Origin of the sequence: Streptomyces sp. URMC 126 (assembly GCF_051386555.1) — a bacterium.
GTDB lineage: Bacteria > Actinomycetota > Actinomycetes > Streptomycetales > Streptomycetaceae > Streptomyces.
On the sequence record NZ_JBPQTX010000013.1, the window covers coordinates 1 to 20405 of the forward strand.

The 20405-nt window shown below is 72.6% G+C and carries 11 protein-coding genes and 1 pseudogene; 4 read left to right on the top strand and 8 right to left on the bottom strand.

Features of this window, described 5'->3' with window-relative positions; genetic code table 11:
* Positions 1-461: pseudogene (locus ACSNOK_RS03130) on the bottom strand (hypothetical protein); the annotation flags it as partial.
* Between the two features lie 703 nt (positions 462-1164).
* On the opposite strand from ACSNOK_RS03130, the gene ACSNOK_RS03135 reads away from it, so the two are divergent.
* From ACSNOK_RS03135 to ACSNOK_RS03145, 3 genes are read left to right on the top strand one after another with little or no spacing between them, the layout of a single operon-like run.
* Positions 1165-1398 (top strand): hypothetical protein, encoded by a 234-nt coding sequence (locus tag ACSNOK_RS03135; RefSeq protein ID WP_436778974.1) that lies wholly within the window; start codon positions 1165-1167, stop codon positions 1396-1398.
* A complete protein-coding gene (locus ACSNOK_RS03140; RefSeq protein WP_436778975.1) occupies positions 1391-2152 on the top strand; it encodes an RNA polymerase sigma factor in 762 nt (253 codons plus the stop codon). Before ACSNOK_RS03135 ends, ACSNOK_RS03140 begins: the two co-directional genes overlap by 8 nt.
* Positions 2149-2829: a hypothetical protein gene (locus ACSNOK_RS03145; RefSeq protein ID WP_436778976.1), complete on the top strand. Its 681-nt coding sequence runs from the start codon at positions 2149-2151 to the stop codon at positions 2827-2829. Before ACSNOK_RS03140 ends, ACSNOK_RS03145 begins: the two co-directional genes overlap by 4 nt.
* An 81-nt stretch (positions 2830-2910) precedes the next feature.
* Here the strand turns inward: ACSNOK_RS03145 and glgB are convergent, their stop codons facing one another.
* The 5 genes from glgB to ACSNOK_RS03170 form a co-directional block, all read right to left on the bottom strand.
* Positions 2911-5223: a 1,4-alpha-glucan branching enzyme gene (gene glgB / locus ACSNOK_RS03150; RefSeq protein WP_436778977.1), complete on the bottom strand. Its 2313-nt coding sequence runs from the start codon at positions 5221-5223 to the stop codon at positions 2911-2913.
* 101 nt (positions 5224-5324) lie between these two features.
* Positions 5325-6809 (bottom strand): maltokinase N-terminal cap-like domain-containing protein, encoded by a 1485-nt coding sequence (locus ACSNOK_RS03155; protein ID WP_436778978.1) that lies wholly within the window; start codon positions 6807-6809, stop codon positions 5325-5327.
* 313 nt (positions 6810-7122) lie between these two features.
* Positions 7123-8841 (bottom strand): maltose alpha-D-glucosyltransferase, encoded by a 1719-nt coding sequence (gene treS / locus ACSNOK_RS03160; RefSeq protein ID WP_436778979.1) that lies wholly within the window; start codon positions 8839-8841, stop codon positions 7123-7125.
* On the bottom strand, positions 8838-10841 hold the full coding sequence (locus tag ACSNOK_RS03165; protein WP_436778980.1) for a maltotransferase domain-containing protein: 2004 nt from the start codon (positions 10839-10841) through the stop codon (positions 8838-8840). Before ACSNOK_RS03165 ends, treS begins: the two co-directional genes overlap by 4 nt.
* A 680-nt stretch (positions 10842-11521) precedes the next feature.
* Positions 11522-12448: a helix-turn-helix domain-containing protein gene (locus ACSNOK_RS03170; RefSeq protein ID WP_436778981.1), complete on the bottom strand. Its 927-nt coding sequence runs from the start codon at positions 12446-12448 to the stop codon at positions 11522-11524.
* Positions 12449-12601: 153 nt separating this feature from the next.
* Here ACSNOK_RS03170 and glgP point away from each other — a divergent pair, with 153 nt between their 5' ends.
* Positions 12602-15229, top strand: coding sequence for an alpha-glucan family phosphorylase (gene glgP / locus ACSNOK_RS03175; protein ID WP_436778982.1), 2628 nt, complete (start codon positions 12602-12604; stop codon positions 15227-15229).
* A gap of 174 nt (positions 15230-15403) precedes the next feature.
* Here the strand turns inward: glgP and ACSNOK_RS03180 are convergent, their stop codons facing one another.
* Both ACSNOK_RS03180 and ACSNOK_RS03185 read right to left on the bottom strand, forming a co-directional pair.
* A complete protein-coding gene (locus tag ACSNOK_RS03180; protein WP_436778983.1) occupies positions 15404-16957 on the bottom strand; it encodes a M4 family metallopeptidase in 1554 nt (517 codons plus the stop codon).
* 389 nt (positions 16958-17346) lie between these two features.
* A complete protein-coding gene (locus tag ACSNOK_RS03185) occupies positions 17347-19629 on the bottom strand; it encodes a M4 family metallopeptidase (RefSeq protein WP_436778984.1) in 2283 nt (760 codons plus the stop codon).
* Positions 19630-20405 lie beyond the last annotated feature (776 nt).

Here is a 20405-nt window from a genome sequence, read left to right on the forward strand (position 1 = left end):
GTGAGGTGGTTGTCCGGTGAGGGGGTGTGGGGTGAGGCCGGCGTTGTCCGGATGTCCGGGGCGGGCGGCGCGGCGCGGCGGAGAGCGTCCAGTTCGGCGCGTACCCGCCGCAACTCCTGTACCACGAGCGCCCTTCGGGCCTCGCTGCGCTGGAGGCGGCGGTGTGCCCGGCGCAGTTGTTCCGTCCGCGCGCCGCGCGCGTGGTCGCGGGCGCGCAGCTCGGACAGGTCGTTCTCCAGGCGGCTGACGGTCGTCAGGAGCAGGACGGACAGCTGATGCGCGCCGTCCCTGGCCCGTTCGGCCGCCGCCGCCCGTTCCAGCGCGGCGCGCAGCGCCTCGTCGGCCGTGTCGTCGGAGGCCGCGCGGGAGGAGGCGTCCCCGCCGCCGTCGGAGGGCCGGCCGGGTTGTCCGGTCCGGGCGTCGCGCCGGGGCGGGGCGGGGCGGTCCGGACGCGTTCCCACAACGGCCGCGCCTCGGCGAGCATGCGGGTGCGCTCCGCGTCGTCGCGCGAGCAGACGTCGGCGACGGCTTCCACGAAGTCCCATTGGGGATTCGCTCCGGCAAGCCGGTCCGCGACCGTCGTGCGGGCCGGCACCCGGCCGTCCGTGAAGTGCTCGGGCTGCAGGGCGCACGCCAGGTCCTTGACGCGCAGTCCCGCCTTGTCCAGCCAGGTGCGCAGCAGGTTGGCCAGCTCCTGGGCAGGCCCGGAGGGGCCGCGCAGCGGTCCCCAGGGTCGTGTCCGCCTCCTTCCCTCGCTCAACGTCCCTCTCCTCGTGTTCGCGATGGCAATGGATCTTGTCCATGCTTGTCCGGCCGGACGCCCGGACCAGTGGACCAACGGGTTCCGGTAGGCGAGCCTCGCTCTGGAGGCCGGTCCGCCGGGAGAGTTGATGGATCTCATACTGAAGCACGCGTCATGCTTCCGGCGCACCGGGTGGTAGGGACGACTCCGGGTTCGATCAGGGAAAACCCTGAGAACTTTCGCACTGGTGAACGAAGTGGGGGAGTGGCCGGAACGCCACGTTCGGCACTTCCCCGCCTCCGGGGCCTGCACGTTCGGGCTCCGCACGGCGCTTGTACCCATGGAGACCGCGCGTCTCCGGCGCCGCATGGGGGATGCCCGGCGTCTCCCACTCCCATCGACACGCAGCTCTGGAGAAGCACGTGCATCAAGACAACGCGGCGCAGTGGATCGAAGTCGCCCTGGCGGTGAGGGTGTTCGGGCCGGACGTGTTCCGGCTGCTGCGCCGGATGCTCGCCGCCGGCGTCCGGATCGGCATCTCGGGGCTGGTCGGCGGCGCCCGCCACTCGGCGAAGCCGCCGTACAAGCCCTCCTACAAGCCGCCGTACAAGCCGCCCTACAAGCCCTCGTGCAAGCACGGAGGCCGCTGTGACTGAGGGGGCGCCCGACGATCCCGGCCGGGAAGGTCCGATGGAGCGCTGGTCGGACACCGACCGGCTGTCGTTCTGGGCTTTCCATCTCGCCCGCAGACGCGACTACATGCGCTTCGCCTACGCCCAGTTGGGCTCCGACGCCGACGCGGAGGAGGCCGTGGACCTCGCCTTCGAGGCCGTCATGCGCAACTGGCCCCGCATGCTGCGCATGGCGCACCTGGAGCAGTACGCGTGGACGATCCTCAAGCACCGCATCTGCGACCAGTGGCGCCGCCGCAAGCGCCGCCCCGAACCCATGGACACCGCCGCCTTCGAGGCCGCCCTCCGCGACCAGGCCGAGGACCCCTACGAACTCCTCACCGACTTCCTCCAGCTGAACGCGGCCATCAGCAGTCTGAGTGAGAGACAGCGGGACGCGGTTGTGCTCCGCTACCGCATCGGCTACACCACCTCCGAGGCGGCGGAACTGCTGGGGATCGAGGAGGCCACCGTGCGCTCCCACGTCAGCCAGGCCTGCCGGCGCCTGGCCCGCGTGCTGCGGACGGGTGCCAACGGGACCGGAGGGGCTCCGGCGACGCGCAGGGCCCCGGGTGTCGACGGGATCCACGAGGCCGCGGGGACCCCCGGCGCCCGGGAGTCCTACGTAACCCCCGTCGCCCCGGAGTCCGACGTAACCCCCGGCGCCCGGAAGGCCGACGTAACCCCCGGCGCCCCGGAGGCCACGGCCGGCACCGCACCGCGGGAGGAGACCCCATGACCGACGACCTGGCCCCCGAGGCCCGGGGCAGAGTCGAACGACTGCTGTCCCTGGCCCGTACCCGCGACCGGTACGCCGACTACGACGTGGCGGCGGCCGAGGAGCGCCTCCGGGACCGGCTGGCCGCCCGCGCCCGGCGCGCGGCGCCCGCCGTCCTCGTCGCCTGGTCCGGGGCCTGGACCGAACCGGCCCCCGGCGCCCCCGACGCCGACCGGGCCTGGTGGGACCTCACCGTCATGAGCCTCGCCGTCCTGCGCGCCCCCGACGCCCCCCACGACCTCGACCGCTTCATCCGCGACCGGTCCGCCGACCGGACCGGGGCCAGGGTCTTCGCCTGTCTGCTGCACCTGGCCGACCGCGGCGACGGCGCCCGCTTCTGGTGGCAGTTCGCGGCCGGCGCGGGCGACGGCACGGCCGAGTACTGCCTGTTCCTGGACCACTCCTGCCGCGGTGAGTACCAGGACGCGGCCTTCTGGTGCGGCCAGTTGACGCGGCACGGTTTCGCCCCGGACCGGGTGTGGGGCGACCGGGCCGCCGTCTCCGCCGCGGTGCCACGGCTGCCCGCCCCCGCCGCCGTGCACATCCACGAGCACCTCGATCCCGACCTCGGCGCGATCCCGCTCCCCGAGCCCCCCCTCGTCCAGGATCTCCGCGACCTCGCGGCGGCGGCCTCATGAATCAAGGACGCCAAGGGAATCAAGGACGCCAAGGGAATCAAGGACGCCAAGGGCATCGACGGGATCGAGAGACCGAGACCGTCACGCCGGCCGGAACCACACCGTCGCCAGCGGCGGCAGCGTCGGCTCGATGCTCGCCGGCCGCCCGTGCCACCCCACCGGCCGGGCCTTCACCGGGTCCGGGTTGCCGACGCCGCTCCCGCCGTACCGTGCCGCGTCCGTGTTGAGGCACTCCTCCCAGACCGCCGTCCCCGCCGGGACGCCCAGCCGGTAACCGGCGCGCACGACGGGCGAGAAGTTGCTGACGGCCAGCAGCGGCGAGCCGTCGGCGGCGAAGCGGAGGAACGCGAAGACGTTGTCCTCCGCCGCGTCGCCGACCACCCAGGAGAAGCCGTCCGGCACCGTGTCGTACTCCCACAGGGCGGGATTGGCCCGGTAGTGGCGGTTGAGGTCGCGGACGAGCTCCCGTACGCCCCGGTGGTCCGCCCCGGCCGCGTACGTGGAGTCCAGCAGCCACCAGTCCGGGCCGTGCCCCTCCGACCACTCCGCCCCCTGGGCGAACTCCTGGCCCATGAAGAGCAGTTGCTTGCCCGGGTGTGACCACATGAACCCCAGGAACGCCCGGTGGTTGGCCCGCCGCTGCCACCAGTCGCCGGGCATCTTCGACACCAGCGACCGCTTGCCGTGCACCACCTCGTCGTGGGAGATCGGCAGGACGTAGTTCTCGCTGTACGCGTAGACCATGGCGAAGGTCATCTCGCCGTGGTGGTACTTGCGGTGCACCGGCTCCTTGGACATGTACTCCAGGGAGTCGTGCATCCAGCCCATGTTCCACTTCAGCCCGAAGCCCAGCCCGCCGAAGCCGCCCGGGCCCACGTGGTGCGTGGCGCGGGTGACGCCGTCCCAGGCGGTGGACTCCTCGGCCACCGTGACGATGCCCGGGCAGCGGCGGTAGACGGTGGCGTTCATCTCCTGGAGGAAGGCCACCGCGTCGAGGTTCTCCCGGCCGCCGTGCTCGTTGGGCGTCCACTGCCCCGGTTCACGCGAGTAGTCCAGGTAGAGCATGGAGGCGACGGCGTCCACCCGCAGCCCGTCGATGTGGTACTCCTCGCACCAGTACACCGCGTTCGCCACCAGGAAGTTGCGCACCTCCGTGCGCCCGTAGTCGAACTCCAGCGTCCCCCAGTCCGGGTGGGCCGCCCGCAGCGGGTCCGCCGGCTCGTACAGCGGCCGGCCGTCGAACTCGGCCAGCGCCCACTCGTCCCGCGGGAAGTGCGCCGGCACCCAGTCGACCAGCACCCCGATGCCCGCCCGGTGCAGCGTGTCCACCAGGTGCTTGAACTCGTCCGGGGAGCCCAGCCGGGCGGTCGGCGCGTAGAAGCCGGTCACCTGGTAGCCCCACGAGCCGCCGTACGGATGCTCCGCCACCGGCAGGAACTCCACGTGCGTGAAACCGAGCTCGGTCACGTACGCGGTCAGCTGCTCGGCCAGTTCCCGGTAGCCCAGGCCCGGGCGCCAGGACGGCAGGTGGACCTCGTAGACGGAGAACGGCGCCGCGTGCGCCGGCCGCTCGCCGCGCCGCGCCATCCAGTCGTCGTCGCCCCACTCGTGGTGCGAGACGTGCACCACGGACGCGGTGGCGGGCGGCGCCTCGGTGCGCCGGGCCATCGGGTCGGCCCGCAGGGTGTGCGTGCCGTCGGGCCGGGTGATGTCGAACTTGTACAACTCGCCCTCGCCGACGTCCGGGACGAACAGCTCCCACACGCCCGTCGCCCCGAGCGAGCGCATCGGATGGGCGGTGCCGTCCCAGAGGTTGAAACCGCCCGTCACCCGCACCCCGAGGGCATTCGGCGCCCACACCGTGAACCGGGTCCCCGCCACCCCCTGGTGCGTCATCGGCCACGCGCCGAGCGCCTGCCACAACTGCTCGTGACGCCCCTCGCCGATCAGATAGAGGTCCAGGTCGCCGAGGGCGGGCAGGAAGCGGTACGGGTCGTCGATCTCGATCTCGTCGACCCCGTCCTCTTCGTACGTCACATGCAGCCGGTAGACAGGGATCTCGGTCAGCGGCAGCAGCCCGCCGAAGAAGCCGTCCCCCTCCGGGATCAGCTCCGCCCGCAGCCCCTTCGCCACCACGGTCACCGCGCGGGCGTACGGGCGGAGCACCCGGAACGCCACCCCGCCCGGGGCGTGGTGGGCGCCCAGCAGGGCGTGCGGGTCGTGGTGGGCGCCGCTCAGCAGCCGTGCGCGCTCGGCATCGTCCGGGCGTGGCGCGGGCCGCACCCCCCGGCCGCCGGCCGGCACGGGCGGGGAGCCGGGGCGTCGGCGGCCGGGCAGGAAGGTGGCGGGGACGAACCCGTTCGGGGGCTCGTGGGACGACGGTCGAGCGGTCACGGGGTCTTCCTCCCGGAAGTGATGGCGGGTGCGGTCGGGCCGCCCGGCAGCGGGCGAGCGAACGGTCGTCGGGCCGCCCGGCAGCGGATGGGCGGCGGTGGTCAGGGGTGCCGGCCGCCGTCCGCCCGCTCGGCGAGCCGGCGGATCGCGGACAGCGGCACGGGGAGCCAGTCCGGCCGGTGCCGGGCCTCGTACAGCACTTCGTAGACGGCCTTGTCGGTCTCCTGCGCGATCAGCAGCGCGCCGTCCTCGCGCGGATCGCGGTGCACGGCGGCGTAGCCGTCGCAGTACGCCTCGCGGGCGCGCGGCGCCCAGTCGGTGCCGGCCGCCCGGCCGACCGCCGCCGCGTAGTCGAAGGAGCGGAGCATGCCCGCGACGTCCTGCTCGACCGGCTGCGGGCGGCGCCGCTCGGCCAGCGGCCGGGCCGGCTCGCCCTCGAAGTCGATCAGCGACCAGCGCCCGTCCGCCGCCGTCCGCAGCGCCTGGCCGAGGTGCAGGTCGCCGTGGATCCGCTGGGCGCGGCGCGGCCGGCCGGGGCCCGGCGGGCGGGTCAGCTCGTCGTAGGCGGCGCGCAGGGCGTCACGGTACGGGCGGAGCGCCGGGACGGCCTCGGCGGTCACCTCCAGCCTGCGGCGCATGGCGGCGGCGACCCGCTCCAGCCGCGGCGGGTCCAGGTCGGCCGTCGGCAGGGCGGTGGCCAGGGCGCGGTGGACCTCGGCGGTGGCCTGCCCGAGGGCGTGCGCGGAGGCGGTGAAGCCGTCCCCCGCGGCCAGCGCGTCGAGGGCCAGCCGCCAGCCGTCGGCGGAACCGGCGAGGAACGGCTGGAGGACGCCGAGCGTCATCGGCTCGGCCGCGCCCGGCGGTTCCGCCTCGCACCAGGCGACGGGGGCGGGGACCCGGGAGCAGCCGGTGCGGGCGAGGGCCCTGGGGAGTTCGAGGTCCGGGTTGACGCCGGGGCTGACGCGGCGGAAGAGCTTGAGGATGTACGTATCGCCGTACACCACCGAGGAGTTGGACTGTTCGGCCCCGAGTAGCCGGGGTGCGAGGCCCGTCGGCAGGTCCGCGTGCGGTTCGCGGGCGAAGCGGAGCGGACCGAGCCGGCCGGGCACGCGCAGCCGCTCCAGCAGCAGCCCGGCGAGCCGGGGATCGGCCAGCGCCTCGTACACGGCGAGCCCGCGCAGCGGCCCGTCCTCCGGCCGGCCGACGAGCGCGGGCGCGAGGTGCGGCGGCAGGGTGTGCCGGACGCCGAGCAGCAGCTGGTAGCAGTCGTCCGCGCCGTTCGCGGACTGCCGGGCGCGGACGAGGAGGTGGATCAGGCCGGGGGCGGTGCCGTCGGTGCCGACGGGCAGCAGGTCGACGGCGGTGACCGGGGCGAGCCCGGTGACCGCGCTGCCCTTGCCCGCGAACCAGCGCTGCCGGGGCAGCCAGGACAGGAGCGAGGGCGTCAGGGAGGACAGCAGCGCCTCGGCGCGGTCCGGCACGGCGGAGGGGGCGGGCGGCGGCGCGGCGGCGACGCCGGACGGCGCGGACCCGGGGCTCGCCGCCCGGGGGATGGCCTCCCGGCGGGACGGTACAGCGTCCGACATGGCGTCGCGTCCTTTCCCCGGGGCACACGACGATGGGGCACAGTGTCCCGGATTGCGGCTTTGGCCAGTGTGCGGTGCGTCGGGGCCCTCCCGCCGAAGGCGGCGGGAGTGTCCGGCCAGGATCGTCCGTACGGTCAGCGCGCGCCGCGGCGGTGCGGGGTGCGACGGTGCGGGTGCGACGGTCGTACGGGAACCGTTCGGCCCTGCTCGGCCGGGCCGGTCCGTGCGTAGTAGTGAGGGTGCCCGGGGCGGGGGCGGGAAAACCGGGGACCCGCCCCGATCCCGCCCTCGCGGCGGAGGCGGGTCCGTCGGATCAGCCCGGGAGGTGCCCGGCCGGCGCGTTGCGGCGCAGCCGGAACCAGTAGAAGCCGTGCCCCGCCAGGGTCAGCAGGTACGGCAGCTCGCCGATCGCCGGGAAGCGGACCCCGCCGATCAGCTCCACCGGATGGCGCCCGTTGAACATCCGCAGATCGAGCTCGGTCGGCTGTGCGAAACGGGAGAAGTTGTTCACGCACAGGACGAGGTCGTCCTGGTACTCCCGCAGGAACGCCAGCACCGCCGGGTTGCTCGACTGGAGTTCGGTGTACGAGCCGAGGCCGAACGCCACGTTCTGCTTCCGGATCTCGATCATCCGGCGGGTCCAGTGCAGCAGCGACGACGGACTGCTCATCGCCGCCTCGACATTGGTGACCTGGTAGCCGTAGACCGGGTCCATGATCGTGGGGAGGAAGAGCCGGCCCGGGTCGCAGGAGGAGAAGCCCGCGTTCCGGTCGGGCGTCCACTGCATGGGGGTCCGGACGCCGTCGCGGTCGCCGAGCCAGATGTTGTCGCCCATGCCGATCTCGTCCCCGTAGTAGAGGATCGGCGAGCCGGGCAGCGACAGCAGCAGCGCGGTGAACAGCTCGATCTGGTTGCGGTCGTTGTCCAGCAGCGGGGCCAGGCGGCGCCGGATGCCGATGTTGGCGCGCATCCGGGGGTCCTTGGCGTACTCCGCGTACATGTAGTCGCGCTCTTCGTCCGTGACCATTTCGAGGGTCAGCTCGTCGTGGTTGCGGAGGAAGATCCCCCACTGGCAGCGCGCCGGGATGGCCGGGGTCTTGGCCAGCACCTCGGAGACCGGGTAGCGGGACTCGCGCCGCACCGCCATGAAGATCCGCGGCATCACCGGGAAGTGGAACGCCATGTGGCACTCGTTGCCGCCCGTCTCGTAGTCGCCGAAGTAGTCGACCACGTCCTCCGGCCACTGGTTGGCCTCGGCCAGCAGCACGGTGTCGGGGTAGTGGGCGTCGATCTCGGCGCGGACGCGCTTGAGGAACGCGTGCGACTGCGGGAGGTTCTCGCAGTTGGTGCCCTCCTGCGCGAACAGGTACGGCACCGCGTCCAGCCGGAACCCGTCGATGCCCAGGTCCAGCCAGAACCGCAGGGCGGCGAGGATCTCCTCCTGGACCGCCGGGTTCTCGTAGTTGAGGTCCGGCTGGTGGGAGAAGAACCGGTGCCAGTAGTACTGCTTGCGGACCGGGTCGAACGTCCAGTTGGACGTCTCGGTGTCGATGAAGATGATCCGCGCGTCCTGGTACTGCTTGTCGTCGTCGGCCCACATGTAGTAGTCGCCGTACGGCCCGTCCGGATCCGTCCTCGACTGCTGGAACCAGTCGTGCTGATCGCTCGTATGGTTCATGACAAAGTCGATGATGACGCGCATGCCGCGCTGGTGCGCGGCGTCCACGAACTCGACGAAGTCCGCCAGGTCACCGAACTCCGGCAGGACGGAGGTGTAGTCGGAGACGTCGTACCCGCCGTCCCGCAGCGGGGACTGGAAGAACGGCGGCAGCCAGAGGCAGTCGACGCCCAGCCACTGCAGGTAGTCCAGCTTGGCGGTCAGCCCTTTGAGGTCCCCGATGCCGTCGCCGTCGCTGTCCTGGAAGGAACGCACGAGGACCTCGTAGAACACCGCGCGCTTGAACCAGTCGGGATCCCGGTCCTTCGCGGGGGTGTCCTCGAACGTGTCCGGTACGGGCTCGTTGACGATCATGGTGTGGGTGACCCTCCGATCGGTGAGGACGGTCGCAGCGAGAACACGTGCGCGGGCGCGATCGAACGGCCCGGCTCAAGGCGCACATAGTTGTCCCTGCCCCAGTGGTAGGTCTCGCCGGTGAGCTCGTCGCGCACCGGGAAGGTCTCGTGCCAGTCGAGGCCGAGCTCCGGCATGTCCAACGAGACCGTGGCCTCCTGGGTGTGGTGGGGGTCGAGGTTGACGACCGTCACCACGCAGTCTCCGCCCGGGCCGCCGCAGCGCTTGGAGTAGGCGATGACGGCGTCGTTGTCGACGTGGTGGAAGCGGAGGTTGCGCAGGCGCCGCAGAGCCGGGTGCCGCCGCCGCAGCCGGTTGAGCACGGTGATCAGGGGAGCCAGGCTGCGCCCTGCGCGCTCGGCCGACTCCCAGTCGCGCGGCCGCAGTTGGTATTTCTCCGAGTCCAGGTACTCCTCGCTGCCGGGCTTGGCGGGGACGCGCTCGCACAGCTCGTAGCCGGCGTAGACGCCCCAGGTCGGGGAGAGGGTGGCGGCGAGCACGGCCCGGATCTCGAAAGCCGCCCGGCCGCCTTCCTGGAGGTAGGCGTGCAGGATGTCAGGGGTGTTGACGAAGAGGTTGGGGCGCATCACGGCGGCCGAGTCGCGCGAGAGCTCGGTGAGGTAATCGGTGAGCTCCTGCTTGGAGTTGCGCCAGGTGAAGTAGGTGTACGACTGCTGGAAGCCGATCGACGCCAGGGTGCGCATCATCGCGGGCCGGGTGAACGCCTCGGCCAGGAAGATCACATCGGGGTCGGTGCGGCCGATGTCCGCGATGACCTTCTCCCAGAAGAGCACCGGCTTGGTGTGCGGGTTGTCCACCCGGAAGATCCGCACCCCGCGGTCCATCCAGAACCGCAGCAGCCGCAGCGTCTCCCGCACCAGCCCGTCGAAGTCCGCGTCGAACGCCAGCGGGTAGATGTCCTGGTACTTCTTCGGCGGGTTCTCGGCGTACGCGATCGAGCCGTCCGCGCGGTGGTGGAACCACTCCGGGTGCTCCTTCACCCACGGGTGGTCGGGGGAGCACTGGAGGGCGAAGTCCAGCGCCACCTCCATCCGCAGCTCGCGCGCCCGGGCCACGAAGTGGTCGAAGTCCTCGAAGGTGCCGAGGTCCGGGTGGATCGCGTCGTGCCCGCCGTCGGCCGAGCCGATCGCCCAGGGGCTGCCCACGTCGTACGGGCCCGCGCTCAGCGCGTTGTTGGGGCCCTTGCGGAAGGCGGTGCCGATGGGGTGGATCGGGGGCAGGTAGACGACGTCGAAGCCCATCGCCGCCACCGCCGGCAGTCGCTTGGCCGCCGTCCTGAACGTACCGCTCACCGGTGGACCGGCCGCCGTCACCACCGCCCCCTCCGAGCGCGGGAACAGCTCGTACCACGAGCCGAACAACGCCCGTTCCCGCTCCACCAGCAGCGGCAGCGGGCGGGTGGCGGTGACCAGTTCGCGCAGCGGGTGCGCGGCGAGGGCGGCCGAGACGGCCGGGGCGAGCGCGGCGGCGAGCCGGTCGGCGACGGGCCGCTGGGTGTCGCGCAGCGCGTCGACCGCGCCGAGCACCGCCTCCCGGCCCTCGCTCTTGGGCACCCCGCCGGCCGCCCGCTCGTACAACCGCGCCCCTTCCTCCAGCACCAGCTCGGTGTCGATGCCCGCCGGGATCTTGATGCGGGCGGCGTGCCGCCAGGTGGTCACCGGGTCGCTCCACGCCTCGACCGCGTACGTCCAGCGGCCCTCCGCGTCCGGGGTGACCTCGGCGCCCCACCGGTCGGTGCCCGGGGCGAGCTCCCGCATCGGCGTCCAGGGCCCCGAACGGCCCGCCGCGTCCCGCAATACCACGTTGGCGCCCACCGCGTCATGGCCTTCGCGGAAAACCGTGGCGGTGACCTCGAAGGACTCGCCGACCACTGCCTTCGCCGGTCTGCGGCCGCAGTCCACGAGCGGGGCGAGGTCCAGGACGGGAATGCGACCGATCATGGAATCACCTGGGGTCCGAGGGGAAACCGGAGAATTGCCCGGTTGCGAACGGATACTGACGGATGCTGACGGTCCTGCCGGGGGATCTGGCGCGTTCTGTTCTTTCTATCCGCTGCCCCGACGGCCGGGAGCGCGCGGGCAGGGCTGCACCTGTCCGCATTCACCCGGCCGGGCGCGGGAAAACCTGCGGAAAACCTGACGAGCGGGAAGTGCGGAAAAAGCGAGGGGGCCGTCCGGAGGGTGAGCGGACGGGTGCGGGATCCCCGCACCGATGGAGCTTTCCCACCAGGCCCTGGCGAACATGCCCGCACCGTCCGGACTACCGGTGCGTAGTTCCCCCGGTGCCGCCCGGGAAGGCGGCGGGGCCTCCGTCACTCGTAGGGAGTCTCCCCGCTGGGCCGATCGTGTGCAATGTGACGACCGGGTGCCGGCGACGGCCGGATGGGGGAACGCCGCGCCGACCCGGCCTTCGAAGGCCGTAGCGACTTCCGGCCTTCGAACGGTGGGGTGTAGGCGTGGCGTATTTCCGCCTCGTACCGGCGCATCAGCGCGCGGTCGGCTCCTGACGGTCGCGTTCCGCGCGCCCGGTGACGGCGCGTTCGGGACGGGCGTCCGCCCGACTGCCCGGCTGTCCCGCCCCCCGGGCCTCCCGGCCGCCCGTCCGCTCGGCTTCCGGCCCGTTACCCCGCCCGCTCGTCCGCCCGGTCTCCCGCCCGGCCCTCCGGATCCCGGCGGCCGTCCGTCCCGGCCGCCGGCTCCAGCGTGGTCTCCAGTAGCCGCAGCGCCGCCTCCGCCGGGCTCCCCGGCTCCGCGCTGAACGTCAGCAGCGACTGCCCGGGGCCGTCCGTCGTCGGCACCCGCAGCATCTCGAAGGTCAGCGTCAGCGGGCCCACCAGCGGGTGGTGGAAGTCCTTGCTGCCCGTGACGCAGGCCCGGACCGGATGCCGGGCCCACAGGGACGCGAACTCCGGGCTCTTCATGGTCAGTTCGCCGATCAGCTCGGCCAGCGCCGGATCGTCGGGGTGTTCGCCCGCGGCCAGCCGCAGCGCCGACACCGCCCGGCGGGACTCCAGGTCCCAGCGTGGGTACAGGTCCCGCACGTGCGGGTCGAGGAAGAGCAGCCGCTGGGTGTTGGGACGGGCGGCGGGGCGGTGCGGGCCGTCGGCGGCCAGGTGGCCGGCGGTCAGCGCGTGGCCCAGGGGGTTCCAGTCCAGCACGTCGTAGCGGTGGTTCAGCACGAGGGCCGGGATCCCGTCCAGGGCCGCGATCAGCCGTGCCACCCCGGGACGTACCCGGGCGGGACGGCCGGCGGTCCGGGGCGCGGGACGGCCGGGGCGGGCCAGGTTCCGCAGGTGCGCGTGCTCGTCCGGGCTGAGCCGCAGGGCCCGCGCCAGCGCGTCCAGCACCCCGTCCGAGGCGTTCACGGACTGGCCCTGCTCCAGCCGGGTGTAGTACGCCGTGCTGACCCCCGCCAGCAGGGCCAGCTCCTCACGGCGCAGGCCGGGCACCCGGCGCTGTCCTCCGTAGGCGGGCAGGTCGACGTCCTCGGGCCGCAGCGCGGCGCGGCGGGTGCGCAGGAATTCGCCCAGGGCGGCAGGAGTGTCCATGGGACCAGTCAAGCGCCTCTCCGGCCGGGGTGCCTGCCCCTGTCAGGGTCAGGGAGCGCCCGAGGTCCGCCCCCGAGGGAAGGAGATCGGGCAGAAGGAGGCACTTGGCGTCTTGAGCCGCGACGCGGGCCCCGCGCCGCTACCGTCGTGCTCGTGAAGGCCATTCGTCGATTCAGCGTGCGCCCCGTCCTTCCGGAGCCCCTACGACCGCTCAGCGAGCTGGCGCGCAATCTGCGCTGGTCCTGGCATCCCGAGACCCGTGAGCTGTTCCAGACCCTCGATCCCGAGGGCTGGCGGGCGGCCGGCGGCGATCCGCTGCGGCTGCTCGGCGCCGTGCCGGCCGCCCGGCTGACCGCCCTCGCCGACGACCGCCGCTTCCGCAGGCGGCTCGCCGCGGCCGCCGACGACCTGCACGACTATCTCACCGGCGCGCGGTGGTATCAGGAACAGCCGCCCGGACTGCCCGCCGCCGTCGCCTACTTCTCGCCCGAGTTCGGCATCACGGCCGCCCTCCCGCAGTACAGCGGCGGCCTCGGCATCCTCGCCGGCGACCATCTGAAGTCCGCCAGCGACCTCGGTGTCCCGCTGATCGGCGTGGGGCTGCTCTACCGGCACGGCTACTTCCGGCAGTCCCTCTCCCGCGAGGGCTGGCAGCAGGAGCACTACCCGCTGCTGGACCCCAACGAGCTGCCGCTGTCCCTGCTCCGCGAGGCCGACGGCGCACCCGCCGTGATCTCCCTGGCCCTGCCCGGCGGCCGGTCCCTGCGCGCCCACGTCTGGAAGGCCGAGGTCGGCCGGGTGCCGCTGCTCCTCCTCGACTCCGATGTCGAGGAGAACGCGCCGGGCGAACGCGACGTGACCGACCGCCTCTACGGCGGGGGCAGCGAGCACCGGCTGCTCCAGGAGATGCTGCTGGGCATCGGCGGCGTCCGGGCGGTCCGCGCCTACTGCCGGCTCACCGGCCACCCCGCCCCCGAGGTGTTCCACACCAACGAGGGCCACGCCGGCTTCCTCGGGCTGGAGCGCATCCGCGAACTCAGCGCGGGCGGGCTGGACTTCGACGCCGCCCTGGAGAGCGTCCGGGCCGGTGCCGTCTTCACCACCCACACGCCCGTCCCGGCCGGCATCGACCGCTTCGACCGCGAGCTGGTCGCCCGGCACTTCGCCGACGGCGCCGAGCTGCCCGGCATCGACGTGGAGAGAGTGCTGCGGCTCGGCGCCGAGGACTACCCCGGCGGCGACCCGGCCCTGTTCAACATGGCGGTGATGGGGCTGCGGCTGGCCCAGCGCGCCAACGGCGTCTCCACCCTGCACGGCGAGGTCAGCCGGCGGATGTTCGCCGGCCTGTGGCCGGGCTTCGACGACACCGAGGTGCCGATCACCTCGATCACCAACGGCGTCCACGCGCCCACCTGGGTGGCCCCCGAGGTCTTCCGGCTCGGCGCCCGCCGGATCGGCGTCGCCCGGGCGGAGGACGCGCTCACCCTGGGCGGCAGCGAACGCTGGGACTCGGTCGCGGACATCTCCGACGCCGACGTCTGGGAGCTCCGCCGTACGTTGCGCGAGCAGCTGGTGGACGAGGTCCGCGAGCGGCTGCGCGCCTCCTGGCGGGAGCGCGGCGCCGGCACGGCCGAGCTCGGCTGGATCGACGGGGTGCTCGACCCCGACGTGCTGACCATCGGCTTCGCCCGCCGCGTCCCGTCGTACAAGCGGCTCACCCTGATGCTGCGGGACCGCGAGCGGCTGACCCGGCTGCTGCTCGACCCGGAGCGGCCGATCCAGATCGTCGTTGCGGGCAAGGCGCACCCGGCCGACGACGGCGGCAAGCGGCTGGTGCAGGAGCTCGTCCGGTTCGCCGACGACCCGCGCGTCCGGCACCGCGTCGTCTTCCTGCCGGACTACGGCATGGCCATGGCCCAGAAGCTCTACCCGGGCTGCGACGTCTGGCTCAACAACCCGCTCCGCCCGCTGGAGGCGTGCGGCACCTCGGGCATGAAGGCGGCCCTCAACGGCTGCCTCAACCTCTCCGTCCTGGACGGCTGGTGGGACGAGTGGTACGAGCCGGACTTCGGCTGGGCCATCCCCACCGCCGACGGCTCGGGCACCGACGAGGAGCGCCGCGACGACCTGGAGGCCGCCGCCCTCTACGACCTGCTGGAGACGCGCGTCGCCCCCCGCTTCTACGACCGCGGCCCCGACGGGCTGCCCGGCCGCTGGATCGAGATGGTCCGCGGCACACTGGGCTCCCTCGGGCCCAAGGTGCTGGCGGGGCGCATGGTGCGCGAGTACGTGGAGCGGCTCTACGGTCCGGCCGCGGAGGCGCAGCGCGCCCTCACCCCGGACGCGGCGCGGGAGCTCGCCGCCTGGAAGGCCCGGGTGCGGGCCGCCTGGCCCGCGGTCGCCGTGGACCATGTGGAGGCCGCCGCCGACGGGCCCCTGGACGGCACCGCCGAGCTGGGCTCCACCGTCACCCTCCGGGTGACCGTCACCCTCGGCGACCTCGATCCGTCGGATGTCGAGGTGCAGGCCCTGGCCGGCCGGGTGGACGCCGCCGACCGGCTCACCGGCGCCGCGGCCGTGCCGCTCAAGCCGGCGGGCACCACCGCCCTCGACGGCCGCAGGCTCTACGAGGGTCCGCTCACCTTCGACCGCACGGGCCCCTTCGGCTACACGGTCCGCATCCTCCCCAGCCACCGCCTCCTCGCCGACGGCGCGGAGATGGGCCTCGTCGCCGTCCCGGCCGAGGCCTCCGGGGAGGCGGCGGGGGTGCTGATGCGCTGAGCCGCCGGCGGACGCGCCGGGGAGACGCCGACGGCCGGCCGGGGAGGCGGGGCGCTGCCCCTGCTCCCCGGCCGGCCGTCGGGCGTGCCGGTCTGTCCGGTGTGCCGGTCTGTCCGGCGCCGGTGGTCGTCCGGCGCCGGTGGTCGTCCGGTCGGTGACGGCCGGACGGCCGGACTACTTGACGTTGACGCCGTCCCACGCCGCCTGGACGGACTTGTACTGCTTGCTCTTGGTGCCGTACAGGGCCTTGGCCGCCTTCAGGGTCGCGGAGCGCGCGCCCTTGTAGTCGGTGCCGGTGGTCATGTACGCGGTGAGCGCCTTGTACCAGATCTTCTCGGCGGCGCCGCGGCCGATGCCGTTGACCTTCTTGTTGCCCCAGGTCGGGCTGTTGTACTTGACGCCGTTGATCGTCTTGGCGCCGCTGCCCTCGGCCAGGAGGTAGAAGAAGTGGTTGGCCACGCCGGACGAGTAGTGCACGTCCAGGTTGCCGAGGCCCTTGCGCCAGTAGTCGGCCGAGCGGCCGTCCTTGCTGGGCTTGTCCATGTAGCGGAGCGGCTTGCCCAGCTTCTCGCCGATGAGGTAGTCGCCCTTGTCCTTGCCGTTGCGGGCGTAGAACTCGACGGCGGTGCCGAAGATGTCGGAGGTGGCCTCGTTCAGGCCACCGGACTCGCCCTCGTAGCGGAGGCGGGCGGTGGCGGAGGTGACGCCGTGCGTCATCTCGTGGCCCGCGACGTCGAGGGAGGTCAGCGGCGTCTTGTTGCCCTTGCCGTCGCCGTAGACCATGCAGAAGCACTCGTCCGACCAGAAGGCGTTGTTGTAGCCGTTGCCGTAGTGGACGAAGGAGTTGGCGGCCTTGCCGTTGCCCTTGATGCCCTTGCGGCCCAGGACGTTCTTGTAGTAGTCCCAGGTCATCGCGGCGCCGTACTGGGCGTCGACGGCGGCGGTCTGGGCCATGCTCTGCTTGCCGTTGCCCCAGACGTCACGGGTGTTGCTGAAGGCCGGGAACGAGCCGGTCTCCTTGTTCTTCGCGTGGAAGGTCGTGTGACCGCCGCGCTTGGTGTCCTTCATGTAGAACCGGCCGCCGGACTTCAGCGAGTTCACCGGGACCTTGCCGTTGTACATGCCGGTACCCGTGCCGGTGGCGATGGCCTGGTACTCGTCCAGCTTCTTGCCGGTCGTGGCGTCGGTGACGACGTGCAGCTCGCTGGGGGTGCCGTCGTGCTGGAGGCCGCCGACGACCGTCTCGTAGGCGAGGACGGGGGCGCCCTTGGCCGCCCAGACCACCTTGCGCGGGGCCTGGTTGCGGACGAAGGCGCCGGCGCCCTCGTCCGCCGTGGCCGCCAGCGCCTGGCGGCGCGCGACGGGGGCGGCGATCTTCGCCTTGGTGGTGGGGACCTTGATGGTGGCCTCGGTGGCCTTGTCGACGTCCTCGACCTTGCCGTTCTTGTCCTGGTGGACGACGAGGTCGCCGCCGAGGACGGGCAGGCCCTCGTAGGTGCGCTCGAAGCGGGTGTGGACGGTGCCGTCCTCGTCGGTGACCGTGCCGCGCGGGATCAGCCGCTCCTTGCCGCTGAGCTTCAGGGCCTTGGCGGGGTCCTCCTGGCCGGCCGCCTGGGCCGGTGCCCCGGCGAAGCCGGAGGCGAGGAGGGCCGCGGCGACCGTGGCCGCGCTCGCGACGACGGCGGGGCGACGGGACCCGGCACGGGCTATTCGGGACGTGTGACGCACGCATGCTCCTGGCAGGTGAGAGTGAGCGGTCCGCGAGGATCGCGGCCGAGCGCCAGTTTGATCGAACTCGCGTGCGTCTCGCCGGGAATATCGGGGCTGCTGTGGCAGCGGTTTGATAAAGATTCTTCGCCTGTTCGGGGAATTTCCGGGCGAAGCGGTCGAATTGGCTATTCCGGTTGTGCGGGACGTGCGTCGTCCGGATCCGCCGCCGGACGGGGGCGGTGGGCGGTGGGCGGCGGGCCGCCGGTCGCGGGCAACGCGAGAGGCGCCGCCCGGGGGAGTCGAAGCTCACCCCGGGCGGCGCCCGGTCCCGCGGTCCCGGCGGCCGGACGGTCGTCCCGTCCGGCCGCCGGGGACGGTCGTGCCGTCCGTGCCGGTCCTGCCGTCCGTCAGAAGGTCAGCCGCCACTTGTCGATGGTGCCGGAGTCACCCGAGTACACGTCCTGCACCTTGAGCTTCCAGGTGCCGCTCGCGGTCACGCCGGAGGCGTCGACCGTGTACGTCTCGGAGACGTTCGCCTCGGAGTCCCAGGCGTCGGCGCTCTTCAGCCGCCAGATCTTCCCGTTCGGGGCGACCAGGTCGATCGCGAGGTCACCGCGGTAGGAGTGGGTGATGTTCACGTCCACCTTGAGCGCGGAGGAGCCGTTGCCACTCCGGGTGACGACGATCGGCGAGGTCACGGCCGCGCCCGCGTCCGGGATGGCCACCTGGGTGGCGTTCTCGAAGACGCTGCCGCCGCCCGTGGTGTTGACCGTCCACTTGAAGGACGTGGAGCCGGTCTTGCCGGCGGAGTCCTTGACCGTCACCGTCACGTCGCTGGTGCCCGTGGTGGTGGGGGTGCCGGAGATCAGGCCGGTGGAGGCGTTGATCGACAGGCCGGCCGGCAGCCCGGTGGCCGAGTAGGTCAGCGCGCCGCTCGTCGAACCGGTGGCCTTGATCTGCAGGGAGACGGCCTGGTTCACGATGCTGGTCTGGTCGCCGGGGCTGGTGACCGAGACGCCGGTGGAGGCGCGGGGGCCGACGTTGATGGCCGCCCAGGCGTTGGCCACGTTGTTGTACGTCTCGCTGTTGACGCCGAACAGCTCGCCGGCCGCCCACAGGGTGGCGTCACGGGCGCCCTTGTAGTCGGTGTTGGAGCGCATGCGCTCGCTCAGCGCCTTGTACCAGATCTTCGCGGCGTTGTCCCGGCCGATGCCGGTGACGGGCAGTCCGTCGGAGGTGGGGCTGTCGTACGACACCCCGTCGATCACCTTGGCGCCGCTGCCCTCGGAGGCCAGGTAGAACCAGTGGTTGGCCGGGCCGGACGAGTAGTGGACGTCGATGCCGCCCAGGCCGGAGTACCAGGCGTCCTTGGAGGAACGGTCCTTGCTGGGCTTGTCCATGTAGCGCAGCGGGGTGCCGTTGCCGTTGATGTTGATCTTCTCACCGATGAGGTAGTCGCCCTTGTCGGTGGGGTTGTTGGCCCAGAACTCCACGGCGGTCGCCATGATGTCCGAGGTCGCCTCGTTGAGGCCGCCCGACTCACCGCTGTAGGTGAGGTTGGCGGTGGCGGAGGTGACGCCGTGCGTCATCTCGTGCGCGGCGACGTCGATCGAGGTGAGCGGGATGCCGTTGCCGTCGCCGTAGGTCATGCAGAAGCAGCTGTCGTCCCAGAAGGCGTTGACGTAGTTCCTGCCGTAGTGGACACGGCTGTACGCGCCGACGCCGTCACCGCGGATGCCGCTGCGGCCGTGCACGTTCTTGTAGTAGTCCCAGGTGACCTGGGCGCCGTAGTGCGCGTCCACGCCGGCGGTCGCCGGGTCGGAGTTGGTCCCGTTGCCCCAGACGTCGTCGGCGTCGGTGAAGATGGTGCCGGTCCCCGACGTGCCGCCGTTGAGGTTGTACGTCTTGTGGCCGCCGCGCGTCTGGTCCCAGAGCTGGTAGACGTTGCCGACCTTGGTGGTGCCGATCTCGACCCGGCCGCTGTGCTGGCTGTTGCCGGTGCCCTGCTTGACGCCCTGGAACTCGAAGAGCTTCTTGCCCGTCTTCGCGTCCGTGATGACGTGCAGCTGGTTGGGCGTGCCGTCGTCCTGGAGGCCGCCCACGACGGTCTCGTAGGCGAGCACCGGCTTGCCGTTCGCCGCCCAGACCACCTTGCGCGGCGCCCGGTCGGCCTTGCCGGCCTTGGAGCCCTTGGCGCGGGCGGACTTGACGGCGTCCTTCTCGGCCGCCGAGGCGGCGAGGGACGGGGTGGTGGTGGCTACCGTGATGCGCTGCTTGGTGGCCTTCGCGATGGTCTTGACCTGGCCGCCCTTGGTGGCGTCGACCACCAGGTCGCCGCCGAGCACCGGCAGTCCGTCGTAGGTGCGCTCGTAGCGCGTGTGCACCGTGCCGTTGGCGTCCTTGACGACATCGCGGACGACGAGCTTCTCCTTGGCCCCGAGGCCCAGGGTCTTCGCCGTTTCCGCCTTGGTGGCGTTGGCGTCGCGTATCAGCTCGGCCCGCTGTGACGGCGACAGCTTGACCGGTTGGGCGCCCGGGTCGGGCTTGTGGATCGACTGCCGGGGGGCCGCCGGGGCGGCCTTGTCCTGCCCGGCCGAGGCCGAGGTCGTCTGGACGCCCACGGCGAGCATCGCGGTGACGGCTACGAGGGCGCCGGTCGCGACGGCGCGTCTCTGGGGGGTGGGTCTCACGCTGACTCCTTCTGCGGACGACCACGACCGGTGGGTGTGTGGCCGGATGGGCGGCCGGGCGGCGTGGGGAGCCGGCCGGCTGTTCACGGCAGAACCAGTGGAGAGAAGAGAGGAGGGAAAACTCCGGGATGGGGGTGGGGTGAGGCGTTCCCGTCCGGGATCGGGAGGTGCTCCGGTGCGGTACGGGAGCCAGGGTGCGGGTGCTTCGACGGTGAAGCCCCGACGGGGAGGCTTCGGCGGTGAAGCCTCGTGGTGGAACGTTTCGCTGTGGGGGGTGCTGTGGTGTCGATGCGGGCGCTGTGGGGAGCGCGGGGGGTGGGGGTGTTCCGGCGCCGGTTGTGGTGAAGAGTGCCACCGCCTCCCGGCGGATGTCAGGAGCGCGTCAACAAGTTGGCCGGAAAATGTCCGTTGGCCAAAGATCGCTGTCCGAATAGCGGGCGTTATGCCGGGAGTTGGGTGGGGAAGGGCGGTCCGGGACGGGGGGTGTGGCCGAAATTCCGGGACCGGGCGCATGGCTTGCCCGACGACCGGAAGACGACGGTCTACCGCGCGCGGCCGGACGGGGCGGGGGCGCCGATGGCCGGATGCGGCTGTTCCGGCGGCGGTGCGGGGTGGTCGCGACGGTCAGCGGTTCTGCGGCGCCGGCGTCCGGCCGCGTTGCACGCGCCCGGACGGCCGCCGGCCCGGGGCGCGGCGCGGGGCGTACCCCGCAGCCGGACACCACCCAGGCCCGCCGGCACCGGGCCCTACCCCCACCCCGGATGACGCCCGCTTCC

What these genes read in the sequence shown, in the direction of transcription:
- treS (WP_436778979.1), bottom strand. Translation starts at nt 8,841, where the DNA reads ATGATCGTCAACGAGCCCGTACCGGACACGTTCGAGGACACCCCCGCG.
- ACSNOK_RS03170 (WP_436778981.1), bottom strand. Translation starts at nt 12,448, where the DNA reads ATGGACACTCCTGCCGCCCTGGGCGAATTCCTGCGCACCCGCCGCGCC.
- ACSNOK_RS03145 (WP_436778976.1), top strand. Translation starts at nt 2,149, where the DNA reads ATGACCGACGACCTGGCCCCCGAGGCCCGGGGCAGAGTCGAACGACTG.
- ACSNOK_RS03155 (WP_436778978.1), bottom strand. Translation starts at nt 6,809, where the DNA reads ATGTCGGACGCTGTACCGTCCCGCCGGGAGGCCATCCCCCGGGCGGCG.
- ACSNOK_RS03165 (WP_436778980.1), bottom strand. Translation starts at nt 10,841, where the DNA reads ATGATCGGTCGCATTCCCGTCCTGGACCTCGCCCCGCTCGTGGACTGC.